Annotated in this window: 14 protein-coding genes; 2 read left to right on the top strand and 12 right to left on the bottom strand. The window is 63.7% G+C overall.

All coding sequences use genetic code 11. The features are described 5' to 3' along the window. Genes CU110_RS17640 through CU110_RS08625 form a run of 3 tightly spaced genes read right to left on the bottom strand, consistent with a single transcriptional unit; the run spans nt 1 to nt 4,314 of the window. Nucleotides 1-1,185, bottom strand: coding sequence for a helicase C-terminal domain-containing protein (locus CU110_RS17640; protein ID WP_276317853.1), 1,185 nt, complete (start codon nt 1,183-1,185; stop codon nt 1-3). Then, nucleotides 1,115-2,566 (bottom strand): DEAD/DEAH box helicase, encoded by a 1,452-nt coding sequence (locus tag CU110_RS08630; protein WP_127735549.1) that lies wholly within the window; start codon nt 2,564-2,566, stop codon nt 1,115-1,117. Before CU110_RS08630 ends, CU110_RS17640 begins: the two co-directional genes overlap by 71 nt. Next, nucleotides 2,563-4,314, bottom strand: a complete 1,752-nt coding sequence (locus CU110_RS08625) for a VRR-NUC domain-containing protein (protein ID WP_240665331.1) — start codon at nt 4,312-4,314, stop codon at nt 2,563-2,565. The genes CU110_RS08630 and CU110_RS08625 overlap by 4 nt, the downstream gene beginning before the upstream one ends. Nucleotides 4,315-4,605: 291 nt before the next feature. On the opposite strand from CU110_RS08625, the gene CU110_RS08620 reads away from it, so the two are divergent. Further along, complete coding sequence (locus CU110_RS08620; protein ID WP_084208738.1) at nt 4,606-5,328, top strand: DUF3581 family protein; 723 nt, start codon at nt 4,606-4,608, stop codon at nt 5,326-5,328. 20 nt (nt 5,329-5,348) lie between these two features. Here CU110_RS08620 and selD read toward each other — a convergent pair whose 3' ends face one another. Next, nucleotides 5,349-7,748, bottom strand: a complete 2,400-nt coding sequence (gene selD / locus CU110_RS08615; protein WP_205632691.1) for a selenide, water dikinase SelD — start codon at nt 7,746-7,748, stop codon at nt 5,349-5,351. Nucleotides 7,749-7,818: 70 nt separating this feature from the next. Between selD and CU110_RS08610 the strand changes: the two genes are divergently transcribed. Continuing rightward, nucleotides 7,819-8,466: an ACP phosphodiesterase gene (locus CU110_RS08610; protein WP_127735543.1), complete on the top strand. Its 648-nt coding sequence runs from the start codon at nt 7,819-7,821 to the stop codon at nt 8,464-8,466. A gap of 15 nt (nt 8,467-8,481) precedes the next feature. On the opposite strand, the gene CU110_RS08605 is transcribed toward CU110_RS08610, so the two are convergent. The 8 genes from CU110_RS08605 to CU110_RS15785 all read right to left on the bottom strand — a co-directional run bounded on the left by CU110_RS08605 (nt 8,482) and on the right by CU110_RS15785 (nt 15,812). Further along, entirely contained in the window at nt 8,482-9,669 is a 1,188-nt protein-coding gene (locus tag CU110_RS08605; RefSeq protein WP_084208736.1) for an HlyD family efflux transporter periplasmic adaptor subunit, read from the bottom strand. Then, nucleotides 9,666-11,615 carry a type I secretion system permease/ATPase gene (locus CU110_RS08600; protein WP_127735541.1) on the bottom strand — a complete coding sequence of 650 codons (1,950 nt, stop codon included), beginning with the start codon at nt 11,613-11,615 and terminating at the stop codon, nt 9,666-9,668. Before CU110_RS08600 ends, CU110_RS08605 begins: the two co-directional genes overlap by 4 nt. Further along, a complete protein-coding gene (locus CU110_RS08595) occupies nt 11,557-11,910 on the bottom strand; it encodes a hypothetical protein (protein WP_127735538.1) in 354 nt (117 codons plus the stop codon). Before CU110_RS08595 ends, CU110_RS08600 begins: the two co-directional genes overlap by 59 nt. After that, on the bottom strand, nt 11,907-13,307 hold the full coding sequence (locus CU110_RS08590) for a TolC family protein (protein ID WP_164850328.1): 1,401 nt from the start codon (nt 13,305-13,307) through the stop codon (nt 11,907-11,909). The genes CU110_RS08595 and CU110_RS08590 overlap by 4 nt, the downstream gene beginning before the upstream one ends. A gap of 41 nt (nt 13,308-13,348) precedes the next feature. Beyond that, entirely contained in the window at nt 13,349-14,224 is an 876-nt protein-coding gene (locus tag CU110_RS17635; RefSeq protein ID WP_127735535.1) for a calcium-binding protein, read from the bottom strand. Then, nucleotides 14,181-14,804: a hypothetical protein gene (locus CU110_RS08580; RefSeq protein ID WP_127735532.1), complete on the bottom strand. Its 624-nt coding sequence runs from the start codon at nt 14,802-14,804 to the stop codon at nt 14,181-14,183. Before CU110_RS08580 ends, CU110_RS17635 begins: the two co-directional genes overlap by 44 nt. Nucleotides 14,805-15,138: 334 nt before the next feature. Further along, nucleotides 15,139-15,615: a hypothetical protein gene (locus tag CU110_RS08575; protein ID WP_127735529.1), complete on the bottom strand. Its 477-nt coding sequence runs from the start codon at nt 15,613-15,615 to the stop codon at nt 15,139-15,141. 38 nt (nt 15,616-15,653) lie between these two features. Beyond that, the gene (locus CU110_RS15785; protein WP_164850327.1) at nt 15,654-15,812 is read right to left on the bottom strand and encodes a hypothetical protein; all 159 of its coding nucleotides are present in this window, start codon (nt 15,810-15,812) and stop codon (nt 15,654-15,656) included. Nucleotides 15,813-16,175: the final 363 nt, after the last annotated feature.

The raw sequence follows: 16,175 nt of genomic DNA, 5'->3' as shown, positions 1-16,175 counted from the left end.
TCAGCCCTCAAGGGCTGGATGACAGGGGGCAGCGTCGCCGTCTGTCGAATGTCGTTCGACACGCCGCCTTGCATCGCTTTCCAGCCACAGCGCCAGACGTTGCTTGAGCGCTTCATTCTCCGGGCTGAAGCCGGCAAGCCCCAGGGTGGCGATGAAGGCCCCGATCAGACGCGACCCCGGGAGATCGATCCCTTCGCCGAAGGCACCGCCCAGCACCGCGAAACCGATGCCCTGGCCGTCGGGGGTGAAGCGCTGAATGAAGGTGGTGCGCTCCGCTTCCGTCATGGCACGGGTCTGGCGCCATTGGGGAATCTCCGGCGTCAGCTGTTGCAGGGTGCTGGCGACCTGTTCGAGATAGGCGAAGCTCGAGAAGAATGCCAGATAGTTGCCCGGGCGCTGTTGGTATTGGCGTGCCATCAGCTCGGCGATGGGCCGGCAGGAGGCCTCGCGATCCCGCAGGCGGGTCGAGAGCCGATGGCGACTGACCTGCACCTGCGTCGCCCTGAACGGCGACTCGACACTCAACCAGACTGCATTGTCCGCCAGTCCCAGCAGGCGGTGATGATAGGCCGGTGGATTGAGCGTGGCCGAGAACAATAGGGTGGCGTGGCTGGCGCGCAGGCGGGGGGCCAGCCACGGCGCCGGGCTGACGCAGCGCAGTCGCGGCTGTATCTGGCGCACGCTTCGCCCTCGGGGCTTGCGAGGCCGGGCTGCTGCTCCTGCTTCTGCTCCTGCAGCCGATGCTGCTGCTGCTCCTGCTTCTGCTCCTGCAGCCGATGCTGCGCCGGAGCGTGAGCTTGAATCGCTGGTGAGCGTTGCCTGACGCGCCGGATTCATGGCGGCGAGTTCGACCTCGAACAGCGAGTGATCGCCAAAGCCTTCCGCGAGTCGCGTGAGCGTCAGCGCCGCGAAATAGGCCTCCATCATCTCGCCGTCAGGCTCCACGCGACGGCTGGCCGCGGTGGATCTCGGACTGGAGTCTGATGGGGTGGTGCTTGTGGTGCTTGAGGCCAGGGGAACGGCATCGCTCGCGATCAGGCCCAGCTGTTCGGGGGCTTGTGTGGCCGTTGCTCGCGCTGCCTGTTGTCTGGCCGCAGGAGGGGTTGCGGCCTTGTCAGGTTCCGCCAACCAGTCGCCCATCGCGCCCGTCCATTGCGTCAGCGCCTTGAGGAAGTCGCCGGGCAACGTCTCCAGCGCAAGGCGCCGGCCCGAGCTGCTCCAGCGCTCGCCACTGCCGGGCCAGCGCGCGGGAGGCCGAGCGCAGCGGGGCCGGATGGCCCGTGCGACTCAACTGCTTGAGCAGGAAGTGGAACTGTCGGGCATCGAGTTCGGTGCTGTACATGCCGCGGGCGCGTTCGATGAGGTTGTGGCTTTCATCGACGAGCACCACGGAGCGCCAGTCATTGGCCTGGGTCAGAGCGAACAGCAGCGCATGACTGTCGAAGTAGTGGTTGTGATCCCCGATGACCACATCCGCCCAGCGCGAGAGCTCCTGGGCGAGGAAATAGGGGCAGATCTCATGGGCCAGGGCGTGTCGGCGTGTCGTCGCCAGCGTCAGTGGCTGGTGGTCGGCAAGCGCGGCAGAGCGTGCCGCAGGCAGGCGATCATGGAAGCCGCGCGCCAGCGGGCAGGACTCACCATGACAGGCGAGGGTCGGGTGCTCACAGGTCTTGCTGCGCGCGCCGAGTTCCAGAATGCGCAGCGCTGCGGCAGGCGTGTCCGGTGATTCCGCGTTCTCGACCACCTCTGGCACCAGGGTGGTCAGCGCGTCCAGCGCCAAGGCCCGGCCCGGGGTACGGGCGGTGAGGTAGAAGAGTCTGTCCGTGCCGTTTCTGGGCATTGCACGCAGCGCAGGATACAGCGTCGCCAGCGTCTTGCCGGTGCCGGTCGGCGCCTCGGCCAGCAGCTCGCGTCCGGTCATCACCGCCTTGTAGGCATGCTCGGCCAGCTGGCGTTGACCGGGGCGCCAGGCAGGCCAGGGGAAGGCAAGCGCGCCAAGGGCGCTGTCACGGGCGCGGCGATGCGCCAGTTCATTGGCGGCGAACTCGCTGAAGCGTGCGGCCAGACGTGCAAGCTCCGCTTCCAGCGCCTCGCGGCTCCACCAGGCTTCCAGGCGTTGTTCATCCTGTGAAGCCCCGGGTGCGTCCGTGGCGATATCCAGATACACCAGCGCCAACGTGATGCCCTCGAGATCGCGACTGCGGCACATCAGGGCACCGTAGACACGCGCCTGGGCCCAGTGCAGGGCGCGGTGATTCGCGGGCTGACGGGACAGGTCACCACGGTGGGTCTTGATCTCCTCGAGACAGTTGCGCCTGGGATCATAGCCATCGGCGCGGCCGCGAATCTCGAGATTGCCGATGCAGCCGGAGAGCGATATCTCGCTTTCGTAGTCCTTGCCGCGCCGACGCACGATGCGCTGATGGCCGCGAATGCCCTGTTGAGCGGTGGGCGAGGGCGTGAAGCGCAGATCCAGATCGCCCTCGCGTGCGGCGAAGGCGCACAGCTCGCGTACCGCGATTCTGTAACGCTCGGGCGCGTTGCTTGAGGTGTCGGCGGTGATCATCGCGCAGTCGGTGCCTTGCGTGCCGTGGCCTCGTCCTCGGAGGATGCATCAGAGGCGTTTACGGTCTGCCATTCGACACGGCACTCCAGCGCCGGAATCGCATGGCGGGCGAACAGGGCCAGCCACTGGCGCTGGTTGTCCTGCAGGCGGTCGGTGGGTGCCTTGACCTCGATCATCCGGTAACGTTCGCGGCTGTTCTCGGGGAAGAACTGGATCAGGTCCGGCAGGCCAGCGCGATGCTCGCGGGGATTGGCCAGCAGGTGTCGGAAGCAGGCCTCCAGATGTGCCGGGGGGATGCAGTCCAGTGCGTGGGACAGCAGCTCCTCGCTCAACAGCGGCCAATGCACGAAGGGCGCTTGAATACCCTGTTTCTGCTGATGACGCTCACGAATCGTCTCTCGGTAGCGGCCATCGGACAGGCGCGCGAAGCAGTCCTCGAAAGCGGCCTGGCGACGGTTGACGAAGTCAGGGCGGTAGAGGTCCGCCGGACCGGTATGAAAGGCGTGGAAGAAGGCTCCCGGCAGGGGCGCGAACAGCACGTCCCAGCACAACAGGGTGAAGAGCGCGGGGAGCAGACCATTCTCGACATAGAAGACCGGTGCCTCGGGCGTGGCCAGTGCATGGGCGGCCGCGCGCTCGACCCCATGGATGCCGGCGGCGGCCGAGGTGGCAAGGTCCGGCACCGTAAGGGTGATCTGCGGCGTGGCCGGCGCCTTGGCGCGTCTGGGCGCGGGCAAGCCAAGGCCACGGCACAGGCGAGGCAGGGCGCGCTCAAGTGCCAGCTGTTCGTCCAGCGTGATGTCAGCACGCGCCAGACGCTCGCAGGCAAGTGCGTGGGCTGCGCTGATATCGCCGGAAAGCTCCAGCGCTCTCACTCGGCGCGGCATGGCACGCGGCGCGTAGGCGGAGTTCTCGAGGCAGGCGTACTGCAGTGCGGCTGCGTGATGCCAGCCCTGACGCTCGGCATCGCGCGCCAGCGAGAAACGCAGCCGGTCACGTCGCTGTGCCAGCCAGGCATTGGCGCGATTCGTCTCACGATTCAGACGCTCCCTGGCCGCCTGCCAGTCCTCACGCAGCTGCTCCAGGGCCAGATAACGATCCACCTCCCAGCGCTGGGTGAAGGCGCGCGAGTCTGGGGAAAGCGCGACCGCCTCGCAGCGCAGCAGGCCCAGTTCACTGAGCACGAAGTCCGACAGAGTCTGGCGCAGGTTGCCGAAGAACATCAGGCTCAGGCGTCGCGACAGCTCACCAAGCCCAACACTCAGCGTGTTGGCGGTGGGGTCATTCAGCCACTCGGGCAGTGACCGTGGCGTGGTATCTACCAGCAGCTCGCTGAGGGCATCCGGCATCCGGCGTTTGGGCGTGCTTCTTGGCAGCTCGGGGAAGGCGTCCTTCAAGCGCGGCAGTGTCACAAGTGACAGCATTTCCTCCAGGCTCAGGTCAGCGTTCAGGCGGCACAGCCCATCAGGCGTGGCACTGTCGGCGATCGGTGTGATCAGAGGCTGGCTTGCGGCCTCGATGTCACCGATTTCGGCATAATGCAGCTGCGTGACCTCGAAATGATCGCCCTTGCGCATCAGCAGGCGGACCAGCAGGGCCCGCGAGGCGTCCGGCAGACGCGTGATGGCATCCACCGTGGCACGCTCTGTCTCTGTCAGCAGATCGGCGTGGCACTGGCAGACCCAATCGAGCAGGGTATCGAAGTTGGCCAGGTAGTAGCGCGGATTGTCGAGGGGAGCGGCTTGCATGGCGACCTGTCGAAGTGGCGGGCAGTGCAGCGGTTTGCCCGAAAGCATGGGGTTATATACAGTATATGGCCATCTGTCGGGCTGCAAACTCTTGCAAAGCCTGTCACGAGTCACCATCTGCCTGTCAGCAAGTGGTAAAATCCCGTGATCTACGTGTCATGGCAGCCTCATGGCACGTCTGCTGGACAGGCGTGAAAGCGTGTCACCCTTGATTCCTCCCCTCGGAGGCATTTCCGCGATGGTTCAGGACGGGCCATCGATCATCATTCAAGCAGGGCAGGAAGGCAGTCCATGTTTCTTGATCAGTTTCACCGGGTCGAAGATGGCCGCGTGCGGATCACCGCCGAGCAGGCCAGTCGCTTCGCCAAGCAGATGGCGGGGGATTACAACCCCATTCATGACCCGGATGCGCGACGCTTCTGTGTGCCCGGCGACCTGCTGTTCTCCCTGTTGCTGGCGAAATTCGGCCTTTCACAGTGCATGACCATCCGTTTCTGCGGCATGGTCGGCAATGATGTGCCCTTGATCTTCGAAGCGCTGGAAGAACCCGACGAGAATGGCATGTCCCTGCTGGTGCGCGATGAAGCCGGCAAGGTCTATCTGACGGTCGAGCGCAGCGGTGATACCACGCATGACGAGGAAGTGGTCGCCAATTTCACTCGCCAGTATATCGCCTTCTCCGGGCGCAACTTCCCGCACTTCCTGCAGCCGCTGATGCTGGAGAAGGGGGTGATGTTCAATCCGGCACGCCCGCTGGTGATCTATGACAGCATGGGCTTCTGTTTCGAACGGCTCGATATCGCCGATCTGCATCTCGACTTCGTGCGCTCCTCGCTTGAGGTCAACGGCAAGCGTGGCGATACCCTGCTCGAATTCGGCATCCATGATGGCGAGCAGTGCATCGGCAGTGGCTCCAAGAAGCTGGTCGTCAGCGGGCTGCGGGATTACTGTGCCGAGACGATGGATGCCTTCGTTGAGTCCTTCGAGGCGCTCAAGCGCGAAGCCGAAGCCTGAGCCGGCCGGTCTCGCCGCGTTCAGCGCTTGATGCTGATCGGCGCCAGCGCATCACCCTGTGGCAGGATGCGCCCGATGACGGCGCTGGCGTGATAGCCGGCGGCCTTGAGCGCGGCAGCACAGGACTCGGCCTGATCGAGAGGCACACTGGCCAGCAGGCCGCCGGCGGTCTGTGGATCGAACAGCAGCGGATAGCGCGGGTGATCAATGACGCCGGCCTGATCCTTCAGGGCCCGCTTGAGACGCAGGTTGGCCGGTTGCAGTGAGCTGACCACCCCGCGGGCGACGCAGTCCTCGGCGCCGTCCAGTATCGGCAGGGCGTCGATCTCGAGTTCGGCATCCACGCCGCTGGCGCGGGTCATCTCCACCAGATGGCCGAGCAGGCCGAAGCCGGTGACATCGGTGGAGGCGCTCGCCTGATGGGCGCGCAGGATATTTGCCGCCTGCTGACTGGATTGCTGCATGCTGTCCAGTGCGGCGTCGATCCAGCGGCCTCGCGCTTCCAGGCGTGCGTGCGCTGCCAGCAGGGTGCCGGTGCCGATGGCCTTGGTGAGGATCAGTACCTCGCCTGGCTGCATGCCGCCTTTGCAGGTGACGCCGGCCAGATTCTCCACCACCAGGCCATTGAGGGCGAAGCCCAGCGCCAGCTCCTGACCCTCGCCGGTATGTCCGCCGACCAGCGTACAGCCTGCCTCGTTGAGCACCTCGGTGGCGCCTTGCATCAGCTCGCGCACCAGCGGTTCGACCTTGCGCTCGATCCCCTGCGGCACCGTGGCGACGGCGGTGGCGGTGTGGGGCGTAGCGCCCATGGCGTAGAGATCCCCCAGGGCGTGATTGGCAGCGATGCGCCCGAACAGGTAAGGGTCATCGATGAAGGCGCGGAAGAAGTCGACGCTGTGTACCAGTGCCTGACCCTCGGGCACTCGCACGATGGCGGCATCATCCGGGGCATGCAGCCCGACCAGCACGTCCGCGTTCTCGCGCGGGGCAAGGCTCTGCAACGCTCGCGACAGCACGCTGGCACCGACCTTGGCGCCACAGCCGCCGCAGCGCATCGCCAGCGCGGACAGGGCCTGATGCGCTTCCTGCTCATCCAGCTCGGCGGTCAGGCGCGGGTGGAGCCTGCCATCGCCGCCCTTGAGCGCCTGCCAGGCAGCGCTGATGCGCTGTTGCAACCCGGCAAGGCCGCCGGTATCCGCGACGTCCTGCATCCTGGGCAGTTCATTGAAGCGTGCCATGAACTGGCGGTCGATATGGTCCTTCCAGCGCCACAGCCACGGACGCAGCCACGGCGACACCAGCCCCAGATTGCCGCGTGAAGCAATGGCATCACGATCCCCGGTGCTGATCAGGGCCAGCCAGCGGGACTGCGGAATATAGGGATGTAGTGACTCTCCGCGCACGGCGCGTCGCAGGTTGTCAGCCAGCGGCCGTGACTGGCGTACGGCGAAGACGCCGGCCTTTTCACGCGGATGATTGACCTGATGCGCGATATCGCCCGCGGCGAAGATGGCATCATCCTCGAGCGTCTGCAGGGTATCGCGCACCTTGAGAAAGCCATCCTCATCCAGGCTCAGTCCTGTCTTCTCAAGCCAACGTGCCCCTCCGGCGCGTGTCACCCAGATGGCCTCGTCGGCCGGATGGCGACTGCCGCTGGCACTGATCAGCTGGCGCTGGGATGACGTCGTGGACGATTCAACAGCGGTGATCTCCTCACCGAAATGCACCTGGATACCGCGTTCATGCAAGGTGGTGGCGAGTGCAGCGCTGACCTCAGGAGAATGCGTCGGCAACAGGCGCTGTCCGCGGGTGATCAGCGTCAGGTTCGGCGCGAGCGCAGCGGGCAACTCGGCGGCGAGGCGCTGCTGGATGGCCAGCAGCAGCTCGACCCCGCCGGCACCGCCGCCGACCAGCACGATGTCGAGAGGCCGCTCGGCGCTTTTGGCGCGCTCAAGCAGTCTCAGCCAGCGTTGCTGGAAGGTGCTGATCGGTTTGACCGCCACCACGGGGGCATCAGCCGCTTCGGGATCACCGATACCGTCGATGTGGGACAGGCGAGGCGTGGAGCCGATATTGATCGACAGCAGGTCATAGTCCACCGCCGGGCGCTCGGCGCAGATCACGCGGCGCTGGCCGCGGTCGATATCGATCACCTGATCCCGATAGAAGCGTGCGCCGGCGAACTGACACAGCCGACGCAGGTCGATATGCACATCATCAAAGGTGTAATGCCCCGCCACGTAACCGGGTAGCATGCCGGAGTAGGGCGTGTCGGTGTCGCGACAGATGACGGTGAGGCGTACGCCAGGCTCAGGCTGCATGGCGAAACGCATCAACACGCCAACATGGCTATGTCCCCCGCCGATCAGGACGATATCGCGCACGATGGGCGCCTTGGCAGGCATGGACGCAGATGGCATCAGAGGTCTCGATAGTCAGAAGAGGACGGGGATATTGAATAATGGGTAATGATATCAGGAGTCTAGCAACTTGAACTTTCTTGGTCATGCGCACCTGAGTCTGGCGGGCAGCGATAACTTCCTGTTTGGCAACCTGATTGCCGACGGCGTGCGCGGCAGTGACCTGAGTGGCTGGTCGCCTGAGATAGAAGCCGGCATCCGTTTCCATCGCCGCTGTGATGCGGTGATCGATGCCCATCCCGAAACTCGCTGGCTGTTGACTCAGGTACCGCCCGCGTCACGTCGTGTGGCCGGCATCGCCTTTGACATGATGTGGGATCACCTGCTGGCTGGTGAGATGCACGATGACGATATCGAGCGCCTCTATCGCCTGTTGGCGCGTGAGGAGGTGCCGTCACGCCTGACGAGCCTCATCGAGTGGATTCAGGTGCGCGATGCGCTCAGGCGCTATCAGGAGCTGGAGTTCACGCTCTCGACCATTGCCAGCATCGGCGAGCGCATGACGGCCAGACGCCGGTTACGCCAGACAAGTGATCCTCGCCAGCAAAGTGATACGCGAAGCGGAAGGCGTAGGCACAAGGTGGGGGATATGGAAGCAGGCGCCAATCCGCTGGCGGACATGACGCCGTGGCTGGCGGATAACCGCGCGATGCTTGAGGACAGCTTCGCGCGGTTGTGGCCGGACATGCTGGCATTGCGCCAGACGTCCGTTATCTGATGATCAGGCTTGCGCTCAGCGCAGCTCCAGACGCGTGAAGGGCCTCAGGAGATACGAGAGCACGCTGCGCTCGCCGGTCTCGATGTCCACCGTGGCGACCATGCCCGGCTTGATCGGCAGCGTCTCGCCATTGTGCTCAAGCGCCGCGGTCTCGCTGCTGACCAGCACGCGATAGTAGCTTTCCTCACCCCGCGGCGTTTCCTCTTCCAGGGTGTCAGAGCTGATGCGCTCCACCTTGCCCTCCAGCGTGCCGTAGACCGCATAGTCGTAGGCGCTGATGCGAATCGTGGCCGGCATGCCCGGGGCGATGAAGGCGACATCCTGCGGGCGGATGCGCGTCTCGAACACCAGGGTGTCCTCCAGCGGGGTGATCTGCATGATCTCCTCGCCGGGCGGGATGACGCCGCCACGCGTGGTGATGGCGATGTTGTTGACCACGCCACGCACCGGCGAGAGCAGCCGGGTGCGATCCAGCTGATCACGCCGCTGCACGGTAGTCTCTTCCAGTGTCGCCAGTTCGGACTTCTTGTCGGCAAGCTCGGCGTAGGCATCCTGCAGATAGGTATTGCGGATCTCGGCCTGACGGCCCTTGAGTTCGGCGATCTCGCGATCCAGCTTGAGCATCTCCATCTCGCCCACGGCACGTCGCTTGACCAGCGGGCGGATCACCGCGAGCTGACGCTGGGCCGCAGTGATCTCCTTGCTGACCGCATTCAAGGCGCTGTCACGCTTCTTGCGCCGCGCCGTGAACAGCTCACGCTCGGTGGCCGTCAGCGCCTCGTTGTCACGCACCTCCTCCGGAAACTCGATGCTGGCCTTGTCCAGTACCTCGGCTTCCAGACGTCCGATGGTCGCCCTCAGCGCCTGGGCCTGGCTCAGCGATTCCATGTAGGCCGAGCGGAAGCGGGTTTCATCGATGGCGGCCAGCAGCTGACCGGCCTCGACGATTTCCCCCTCCCGAACCATGATCTCGTCGAGAATGCCGCCCTCCAGGCTCTGGATGGTCTGCTGGCGCGAGGAGGGGACTACCTTGGCTTCACCGCGGGCCACTTCATTGACTTCGGCCCAGCTGGACCACGCCACGAAGAGCGCTATCACCAGCAGGCTGGCCCACAGCAGCGGGCGTGACCAGTGGCTTTCCAGTCTCTGGTCCGGGGCGCCCAGCTCACGTTTGATGAGTTCGGGGTCAAAACGCTGGCTCATGAGGCCTCCTGGCGCTGGCGGGATGAGGAGGTGGCCGGTGTCTTGCCGGCGGATTGTCTGGCCATGATCTGATCCAGCGGGCCATCCATGACGCGCTTGCCATGGCGCAGTACCAGCGCGCGCTCGACCCAGCTGAGCAGCGACTTGCGGTGGGTGGCGAGTACCAGGGTGCGGCCGGCAAGCCACGGGCCAAGTGTCTTGATGACGTGCTGCTCGGTGGCCTGATCCAGCGAGGCCGTGGGTTCATCCAGCAGCACCACGACCGGGTCCTGCAGGACCAGGCGGGCAAGACCGAGGCTCTGACGTTGGCCGCCGGACAGGCTGTGGCGATCATGCAGCATCATGTCCAGCCCCAGCGGATGACGACGCACGAAGTCGCCCAGACCGGTCATCTCGAGGACCTCCAGCAGGCGCATGTCGCTGACATCCCGTCCGTCGATGCACAGATTGTCGCGCAGGGTGCCGCTGAACAGACTGATGTCCTGTGGCAGGTAGCCGATGGCGCGCTGGCGGTCGGCAGGGTCGATCTGACTCAGGGCGAGGTGATCGAGGGTCAGTTCACCGCTGGTAGGCGTGAAATAGCCGGCCAGCAGTCGCAGCAGGGTGCTCTTGCCGGCGCCATTGCCCCCCAGCAGCGCGATGTGTTCACCGGGCGCGATGCTCAGGCGATCCAGTGCCAGAGCCTCCGGCGCTTCCTCGTCATAGCGCCAATGCAGATTCTCGGCATGATAGTGACCGCGAGCCTGGGCGAGTCGCGCGAAGCGGCGATCACCGGGTCGCTCGATATCGGTCTCCATCAGCGCGTCCATGCCTTCCTTGGCCACCTTGACGTGCTGCCAGCGACTCAGCAGCGCGCTGATCTGCAGGGTCGGGCCGATGGCGCGCGACGACAGGATCGAGCAGGCGATCAGGGCGCCGACGCTCAACTCGCCGGCCATGATCAGATAGACACCGGCAATGATGACGCCGACGTAGGCCAGCTGCTGCATGCCGGTGCCCCAGCTGGTCAGCCAGGCGACGGCATGGCGGAAGGTGACGCCACGGTGGGTCTGCTCGGAGGTCAGGCGCTGCCATTGGCGACTGGCATGGCCTTCGGCGCGACAGGCCTTGAGGTTCTCGAGGTTGTCGAGGGTCTCGAGCAATACGCCATTCTTGACCGCGGATTCGCGCATGCCCTCACGGGACAGGCGTGACAGCCAGGGTTGCGCCAGCAGCACGGGAATCAGCATCAACACGATGGCGGCCACCGGTACCCAGACCACCGGGCCGCCCAGCAGGGCGATCAGGCCCAGGAACAGCAGGGCGAAGGGCAGATCACCACAGGCCCCGAGGGTCGAGGCGGTGAAGAATTCGCGGATGGCATCGAAGTCTCGAATCTGGCTGGTCATCGCGCCGGTGGAGCGCGGCTTCGAGGCCAGGCGCATCTGCACGGCGTGGCGGAAGATGTGATCGTTGAGCTCGAGATCGATTTTCTTGCCTGAGTTCTCGATCAATTGCGCCCGCAGTGCGCGCAACAGCGCTTCCAGCGCGATGGCGAGAATCACGCCGATACCCAGCGCCCACAGCGTATCGACGGCACCGGTCGGCACCACTCGGTCATAGACCTGCATCGCGAACAGGGCCGTGGCCACGGCCAGCAGTGCAGCAAGCGACGAGGACAGTGCGACTTCGGCGAAGACTCGCCAATGGGACTTGAGTCGTGATGTCAGCCAATGACCCTGCCGGGTCTGGCTGTAACCTTCTGCGCGATCCAGCGAGATCTCGCCATGTGCGAACAGCGCGATGCCGGCGTATGCGGCGTTCAGCTCGGCCTGTGGCTGCCAGTACTCTCCCCCGGACAGCGGGTCGAGCAACTGATAGGCGGGACCGCTGGGGGCTGCTTCCGTATCACCGTCTGCCGGGGTGTCGCTCGTCGCTCGACTCAGGCCACTGATGCGACGTCTCATGGGCCAGCAGGACGCGGCTGCTGCCGTCTTCCAGCAGCACGACGCAGGGCATCAGGCTGGCAGGAATCTCGTCGAGGGGAGCCTGACTCAGACGTGCGGCAATGCCCTGGCGTGACAGGGCCTGCTCCAGATCCTGTGGCGCGAGCTGCCCCTTGGTCAGTGGCATGCCATGGCGCAGGCGTTCGAGGTCGATGCCGTGGCCCTGCAGGCGCAGCAACTGTCGAACGCTCTCCAGCAAAGGGTCGGGTTGCGATGTCGCCGTGGCCGAGGGGGCGGTGGTCTGTGGGGCGCTCATGGGCTGACTCCCTGGCTGGCATGGGGATGAGAGTGGGGCAGCGAGATGTGCGCCGTCTCTGGCGGGGTGACAGCGGCTTCGGCCCGATAGGGCGAAGAGACCAGCGGCAGGGCACCCAGCTGGGTCGCGAGGTCATATTGATCGGTGAGCAGCTGGGTGTTGAGCTCGATCATCTGACGACGCGCCGCGAAGATCTCGCTTTCGATGGTCAGCAGATCCTCGATATTGCGTGAGCCGGTGATGAACTGGTCCCGATAGCTGCTGCGCAGGCGCTCCCCGCTGCGTGCCTGCTGATCCAGCGCCTTGATGCGTGCCTCGACCGCTGGCTGACTGGCAGACAGTCGCTGGATCTGGCGGCGCAGCTCACGGGCCGTGGAGGCGGTCTCGAACTGGGCGGCGGTCAGGCGTGCGCGGTCCGCTTCAGGCTGGCGCAACGGCGTCAGGCCTTGGAAGACCGGGGCCTCGATACGCAGGCCGATACTGGAGTCGCTGACCATGTCGTCGTTCGACTCATAACGTGAGCTTGTCGCCTCCAGTCGCAATTCCGGCCAGCGCTCGGCCTGGCTCAGGCTCAAGGCGTGGCGCGCGGCATTCTGCTGGCTGACATGACTGCGATAGGCCGGCGCGTTGGTGATGGCGGCATCGGTAGTGGCAGGGTCGCGGGCCAGGTCCGCCACGATCGGCAGTGGCTTCGGGGCGCTCAAGGTCACGCCCTGGAAGGGGCGTCCACTGAGAATCTCGAGTTCCTGTCGGGCGGTATCAGCATCGCCCTGAAGGCGTGCCAGCCATTCACGCGCACTGGCAAGGTCGACGGCGGCTCGGTCCAGCTCGACCCGGTCACCATAGCCCGAGAAGGTGCGATCATTGGCCAGCGTCTCGAGGCTTTCGAGCTTCTCGATGTAATCACGTACGCGGCGCATCATGGCGCGGTTGGCCCCGAGATCGATATAGGCGGTGATCGCCTCCTGGGCGATTTCCATGCGGGTCTGATCCAGGGTGTCACGCTCGACATCCCGCTCGGCCCTGCGTTGTTCGACCTCGGCTTCCACCTGACCCCAGTCATAGAGCATCTGGCTCAGCGTGATGCGATACCCGCCTTCCGTGAAATTGTCCTCGGTGCCGACGCTGCTTTCCAGACGTGGCCAGTAGCCATCCTCGGCAATCTCGATATCTGTCCCTGCGGCCCGGACATTGGCCTGGGCGGCATCGATGCGAGGATCATGCCTGAGCACATCGCTCAAAACTTCGGCGAGATCACGTGTCGTCTGAGCACTGGCCGGTAGCGAACTCGCCAGACCGGCTGAGACGACACAGACGGCGATGGAAAGCCTCTTCATTCGTATGCGCAGAGTTGTTGCCTGTCCGATGGCGGACGGACAACGAAATAGGGTGGGCATCATGTCACTCCTTGGCCCCAGGGTGATCCCTGAAGTCGGGACTAGCCGTTATTGGTATTCACGGTAACGTCCTGGTCGATATAGAGCGTTGCGTCACCCAGTTGATAAGTATCATAGGTGGTGCCGTTGAGGTCGGTCGTTGTCGCGGAAGATGTTGCCCCAGCCGCTTCCACGCTATCGCCCTCATCACCATCGATATACAGCTCGTTATCGTCATCCGTGAGGTTCAATACCGTATCTTCATCCAATGTCAGCGTGGTGGCCGAATCGCTGCTGGCGGAGATATCCAACACCTCGATATTGACGGCAGTATTCACGGAAGCATCCGCATCCAGCAGCGACGTAAGATCAATGCTTTCCCCAGTATTGTCGAAGCTCAGTGTATCGGTGCCTACGCCGCCATCGACTTCAAAGGTGAGGGTGGAGGTCACGAGGGTGTCATCGCCATCACCGCCATCGAAGATATTGCTGCCAGCTCCGCCGATTAGTGTGTCATCTCCATTACCACCAAATAGGATGTCATTGCCATCGCCTCCATTGACGACATCGATGCCATCACCACCACGAATTAGATCATTGCCGCTTCCGCCGGTGAGAGCATCTGCGCCTGCATAGCCATAGAGTTGTACATCAACATCCAGTCCACTTTCGTCAATGAGATTGTCATCGCCATCGCCGGAGAACAGGTAGTCATTACCATCAAGCACACTCACATCAGCAAGCGAATCAAGTCTCAACGTTGTACTGGCATCATAGATATCGGTCGCCGTGACACTGATTGCATTCAGCAAGCTTGCATTCAATACAACCCCATCATTCAAGGTCAACGTAGAAAGAAGTTCATTGACCGCTAGGTTGTCCATGACACCATCATCACTGGCAGTGATGGTCAGGGTTGCACCTGATACCAGAAACAACGACCGATGTCAGATTACTTTCATTATCAGTGATGAATACCTCGTTTTCGGAGAAGTCGATCACTCCCAATGCATCCAGGCCAACCAGGCCCAATAGCTTAGTACTGTCGCCAGTAACTTCGGGCGCTGTGTTCTCGATGCTATCAAGGCTTTCCTCGCCAATGAAGGTGATATCCCCAGTTGCCGTATCACCATCACCATCCACGACCGTGACGCTGACATCCGTTTCATTGACCTCAGTACCAATCAGCAGTTGATCATCAGTGATCAGCGCATCAATGATGTCACTATCGGACAATGTTTCGGAGGATGTGATGTCCACACCTTCAAGCTTGATGATCTGATTGGCGCGATGCTGCCCGTCGGGTCGGTGGTATCCACGGTGACGGTGCCCAGGTTCACGGCGTCGCTGACGTTGCCCGCGAGATCGGTCTGACGGATCTGCACAACGCCATCGGCGTAGACACCCTGCGTCCAGCGTGAAGGTGGTGCCAGTGCCAGCATTCCAGGTGGTGCCGCCGTCGAGGGAGACTTCCCAGGTGGCATCGGTCTCGAGACCACTGACGGTGACCTTCACCATTGCTGGTGATGCCGTCGTCCGCGACGTTGGTGTCGGCGGTGAGCGCAAGGCTCGGGATTTCAGGCGTCGGTGAGATCACTGGTGGTGGTGCCAGTCGGTCTCGAACGATATTGCCCGCTACATCGGTGACGGTCATCGAGACGGTGAGGGCGCCTTCGGTGAGCCCGGACAGTTTCGGTGCTCAGGTACCGAGACCGGTTACGGACAGATTGCCGGCACCGTCGATCGTAGATGTCAGTCGGTGCAGCGACGGTGATCTCGTTGGCCGGATCGGCGCTGTCAGTGATGGTGATCACGACATTGCTGCTGTCGAGGCCGGCCTCGATGCTGCCAGTCAGATCGACGGCGCTGATGTCACTGCCAGATTGAGGAGGGCATCGTCACCATCGACGAAGGCGATGCTGCCCGTCGGGTCGGTGGTATCCACGGTAACGGCGCCCAGGTTCACGGCGTCACTGACGTTGCCCGCGACATCGGTCTGACGGATCTGCACAACGCCATCGGCGTAGATACCTTCGTCCAGGGTGAAGGTGGTGCCAGTGCGAGCATCCCAGGTGGTGCCGCCGTCGAGGGAGACTTCCCAGGTGGCATCGGTCTCGAGACCACTGACGGTGACCTCACCATTGCTGGTGATGCCGTCGTCCGCGACGTTGGTGTCGGCGGTGAGCGCAAGGTTCGGGATTTCAGGCACCGTGAGATCACTGGTGGTGGTGCCGTCGGTCTCGAACGTATTGCCCGCTACATCGGTGACGGTCATCGAGACGGCGAGGGTGCCTGCTGTGAGGGCAGAGCTGTCTGTGATGGTGATCACGACATTGCTGCTGTCGAGGCCGGCCTCGATGCTGCCAGTCAGATCGACGGCGCTGATGTCACTGCCAGATTGAGAAGGCCATTGCCACCATCGACGAAGGCGATGCTGCCCGTCGGGTCGGTGGTATCCACGGTCACGGCGCCCAGGTTCACGGCGTCGCTGACGTTGCCGGCGAGATCGGTCTGACGGATCTGCACAACGCCATCGGCGTAGACACCTTCGTCCAGGGTGAAGGTGGTGCCAGTGCGGGCATCCCAGGTGGTGCCGCCGTCGAGGGAGACTTCCCAGCTGGCATCGGTCTCGAGACCACTGACGGTGACCTCGCCATTGTTGGTGATGCCGTCGTCCGCGACGTTGGTGTCGGCGGTGAGCGCAAGGCTCGGGACTTCAGGCGCCGTGAGATCACTGGTGGTGGTGCCAGTCGGTCTCGAACGATACTGCCCGCTACATCGGTCACGGTCATCGAGACGGTGAGGGCGCCTTCGGTGAGCCCGGAGAGTTTCGGTGCTCAGGTCACCGAGACCGGTTACGGACAGATTGCCGGCACCGTCGATCGTAGA

The organism is Cobetia sp. ICG0124, from assembly GCF_004006355.1.
GTDB lineage: Bacteria > Pseudomonadota > Gammaproteobacteria > Pseudomonadales > Halomonadaceae > Cobetia > Cobetia marina.
The sequence above is the reverse complement of the archived record's forward strand: the minus strand, read 5'-3'. Positions and strand labels throughout refer to the sequence as shown.

Excerpts from the sequence above, each read along its gene's own strand:
- CU110_RS08630 (WP_127735549.1), bottom strand. The coding sequence starts at position 2,566 with ATGATCACCGCCGACACCTCAAGCAACGCGCCCGAGCGTTACAGAATC.
- CU110_RS08625 (WP_240665331.1), bottom strand. The coding sequence starts at position 4,314 with ATGCAAGCCGCTCCCCTCGACAATCCGCGCTACTACCTGGCCAACTTC.
- CU110_RS08620 (WP_084208738.1), top strand. The coding sequence starts at position 4,606 with ATGTTTCTTGATCAGTTTCACCGGGTCGAAGATGGCCGCGTGCGGATC.
- selD (WP_205632691.1), bottom strand. The coding sequence starts at position 7,748 with ATGCCATCTGCGTCCATGCCTGCCAAGGCGCCCATCGTGCGCGATATC.
- CU110_RS08605 (WP_084208736.1), bottom strand. The coding sequence starts at position 9,669 with ATGAGCCAGCGTTTTGACCCCGAACTCATCAAACGTGAGCTGGGCGCC.
- CU110_RS08600 (WP_127735541.1), bottom strand. The coding sequence starts at position 11,615 with ATGAGACGTCGCATCAGTGGCCTGAGTCGAGCGACGAGCGACACCCCG.
- CU110_RS08595 (WP_127735538.1), bottom strand. The coding sequence starts at position 11,910 with ATGAGCGCCCCACAGACCACCGCCCCCTCGGCCACGGCGACATCGCAA.
- CU110_RS08590 (WP_164850328.1), bottom strand. The coding sequence starts at position 13,307 with ATGCCCACCCTATTTCGTTGTCCGTCCGCCATCGGACAGGCAACAACT.
- CU110_RS08580 (WP_127735532.1), bottom strand. The coding sequence starts at position 14,804 with ATGGTGAAGGTCACCGTCAGTGGTCTCGAGACCGATGCCACCTGGGAA.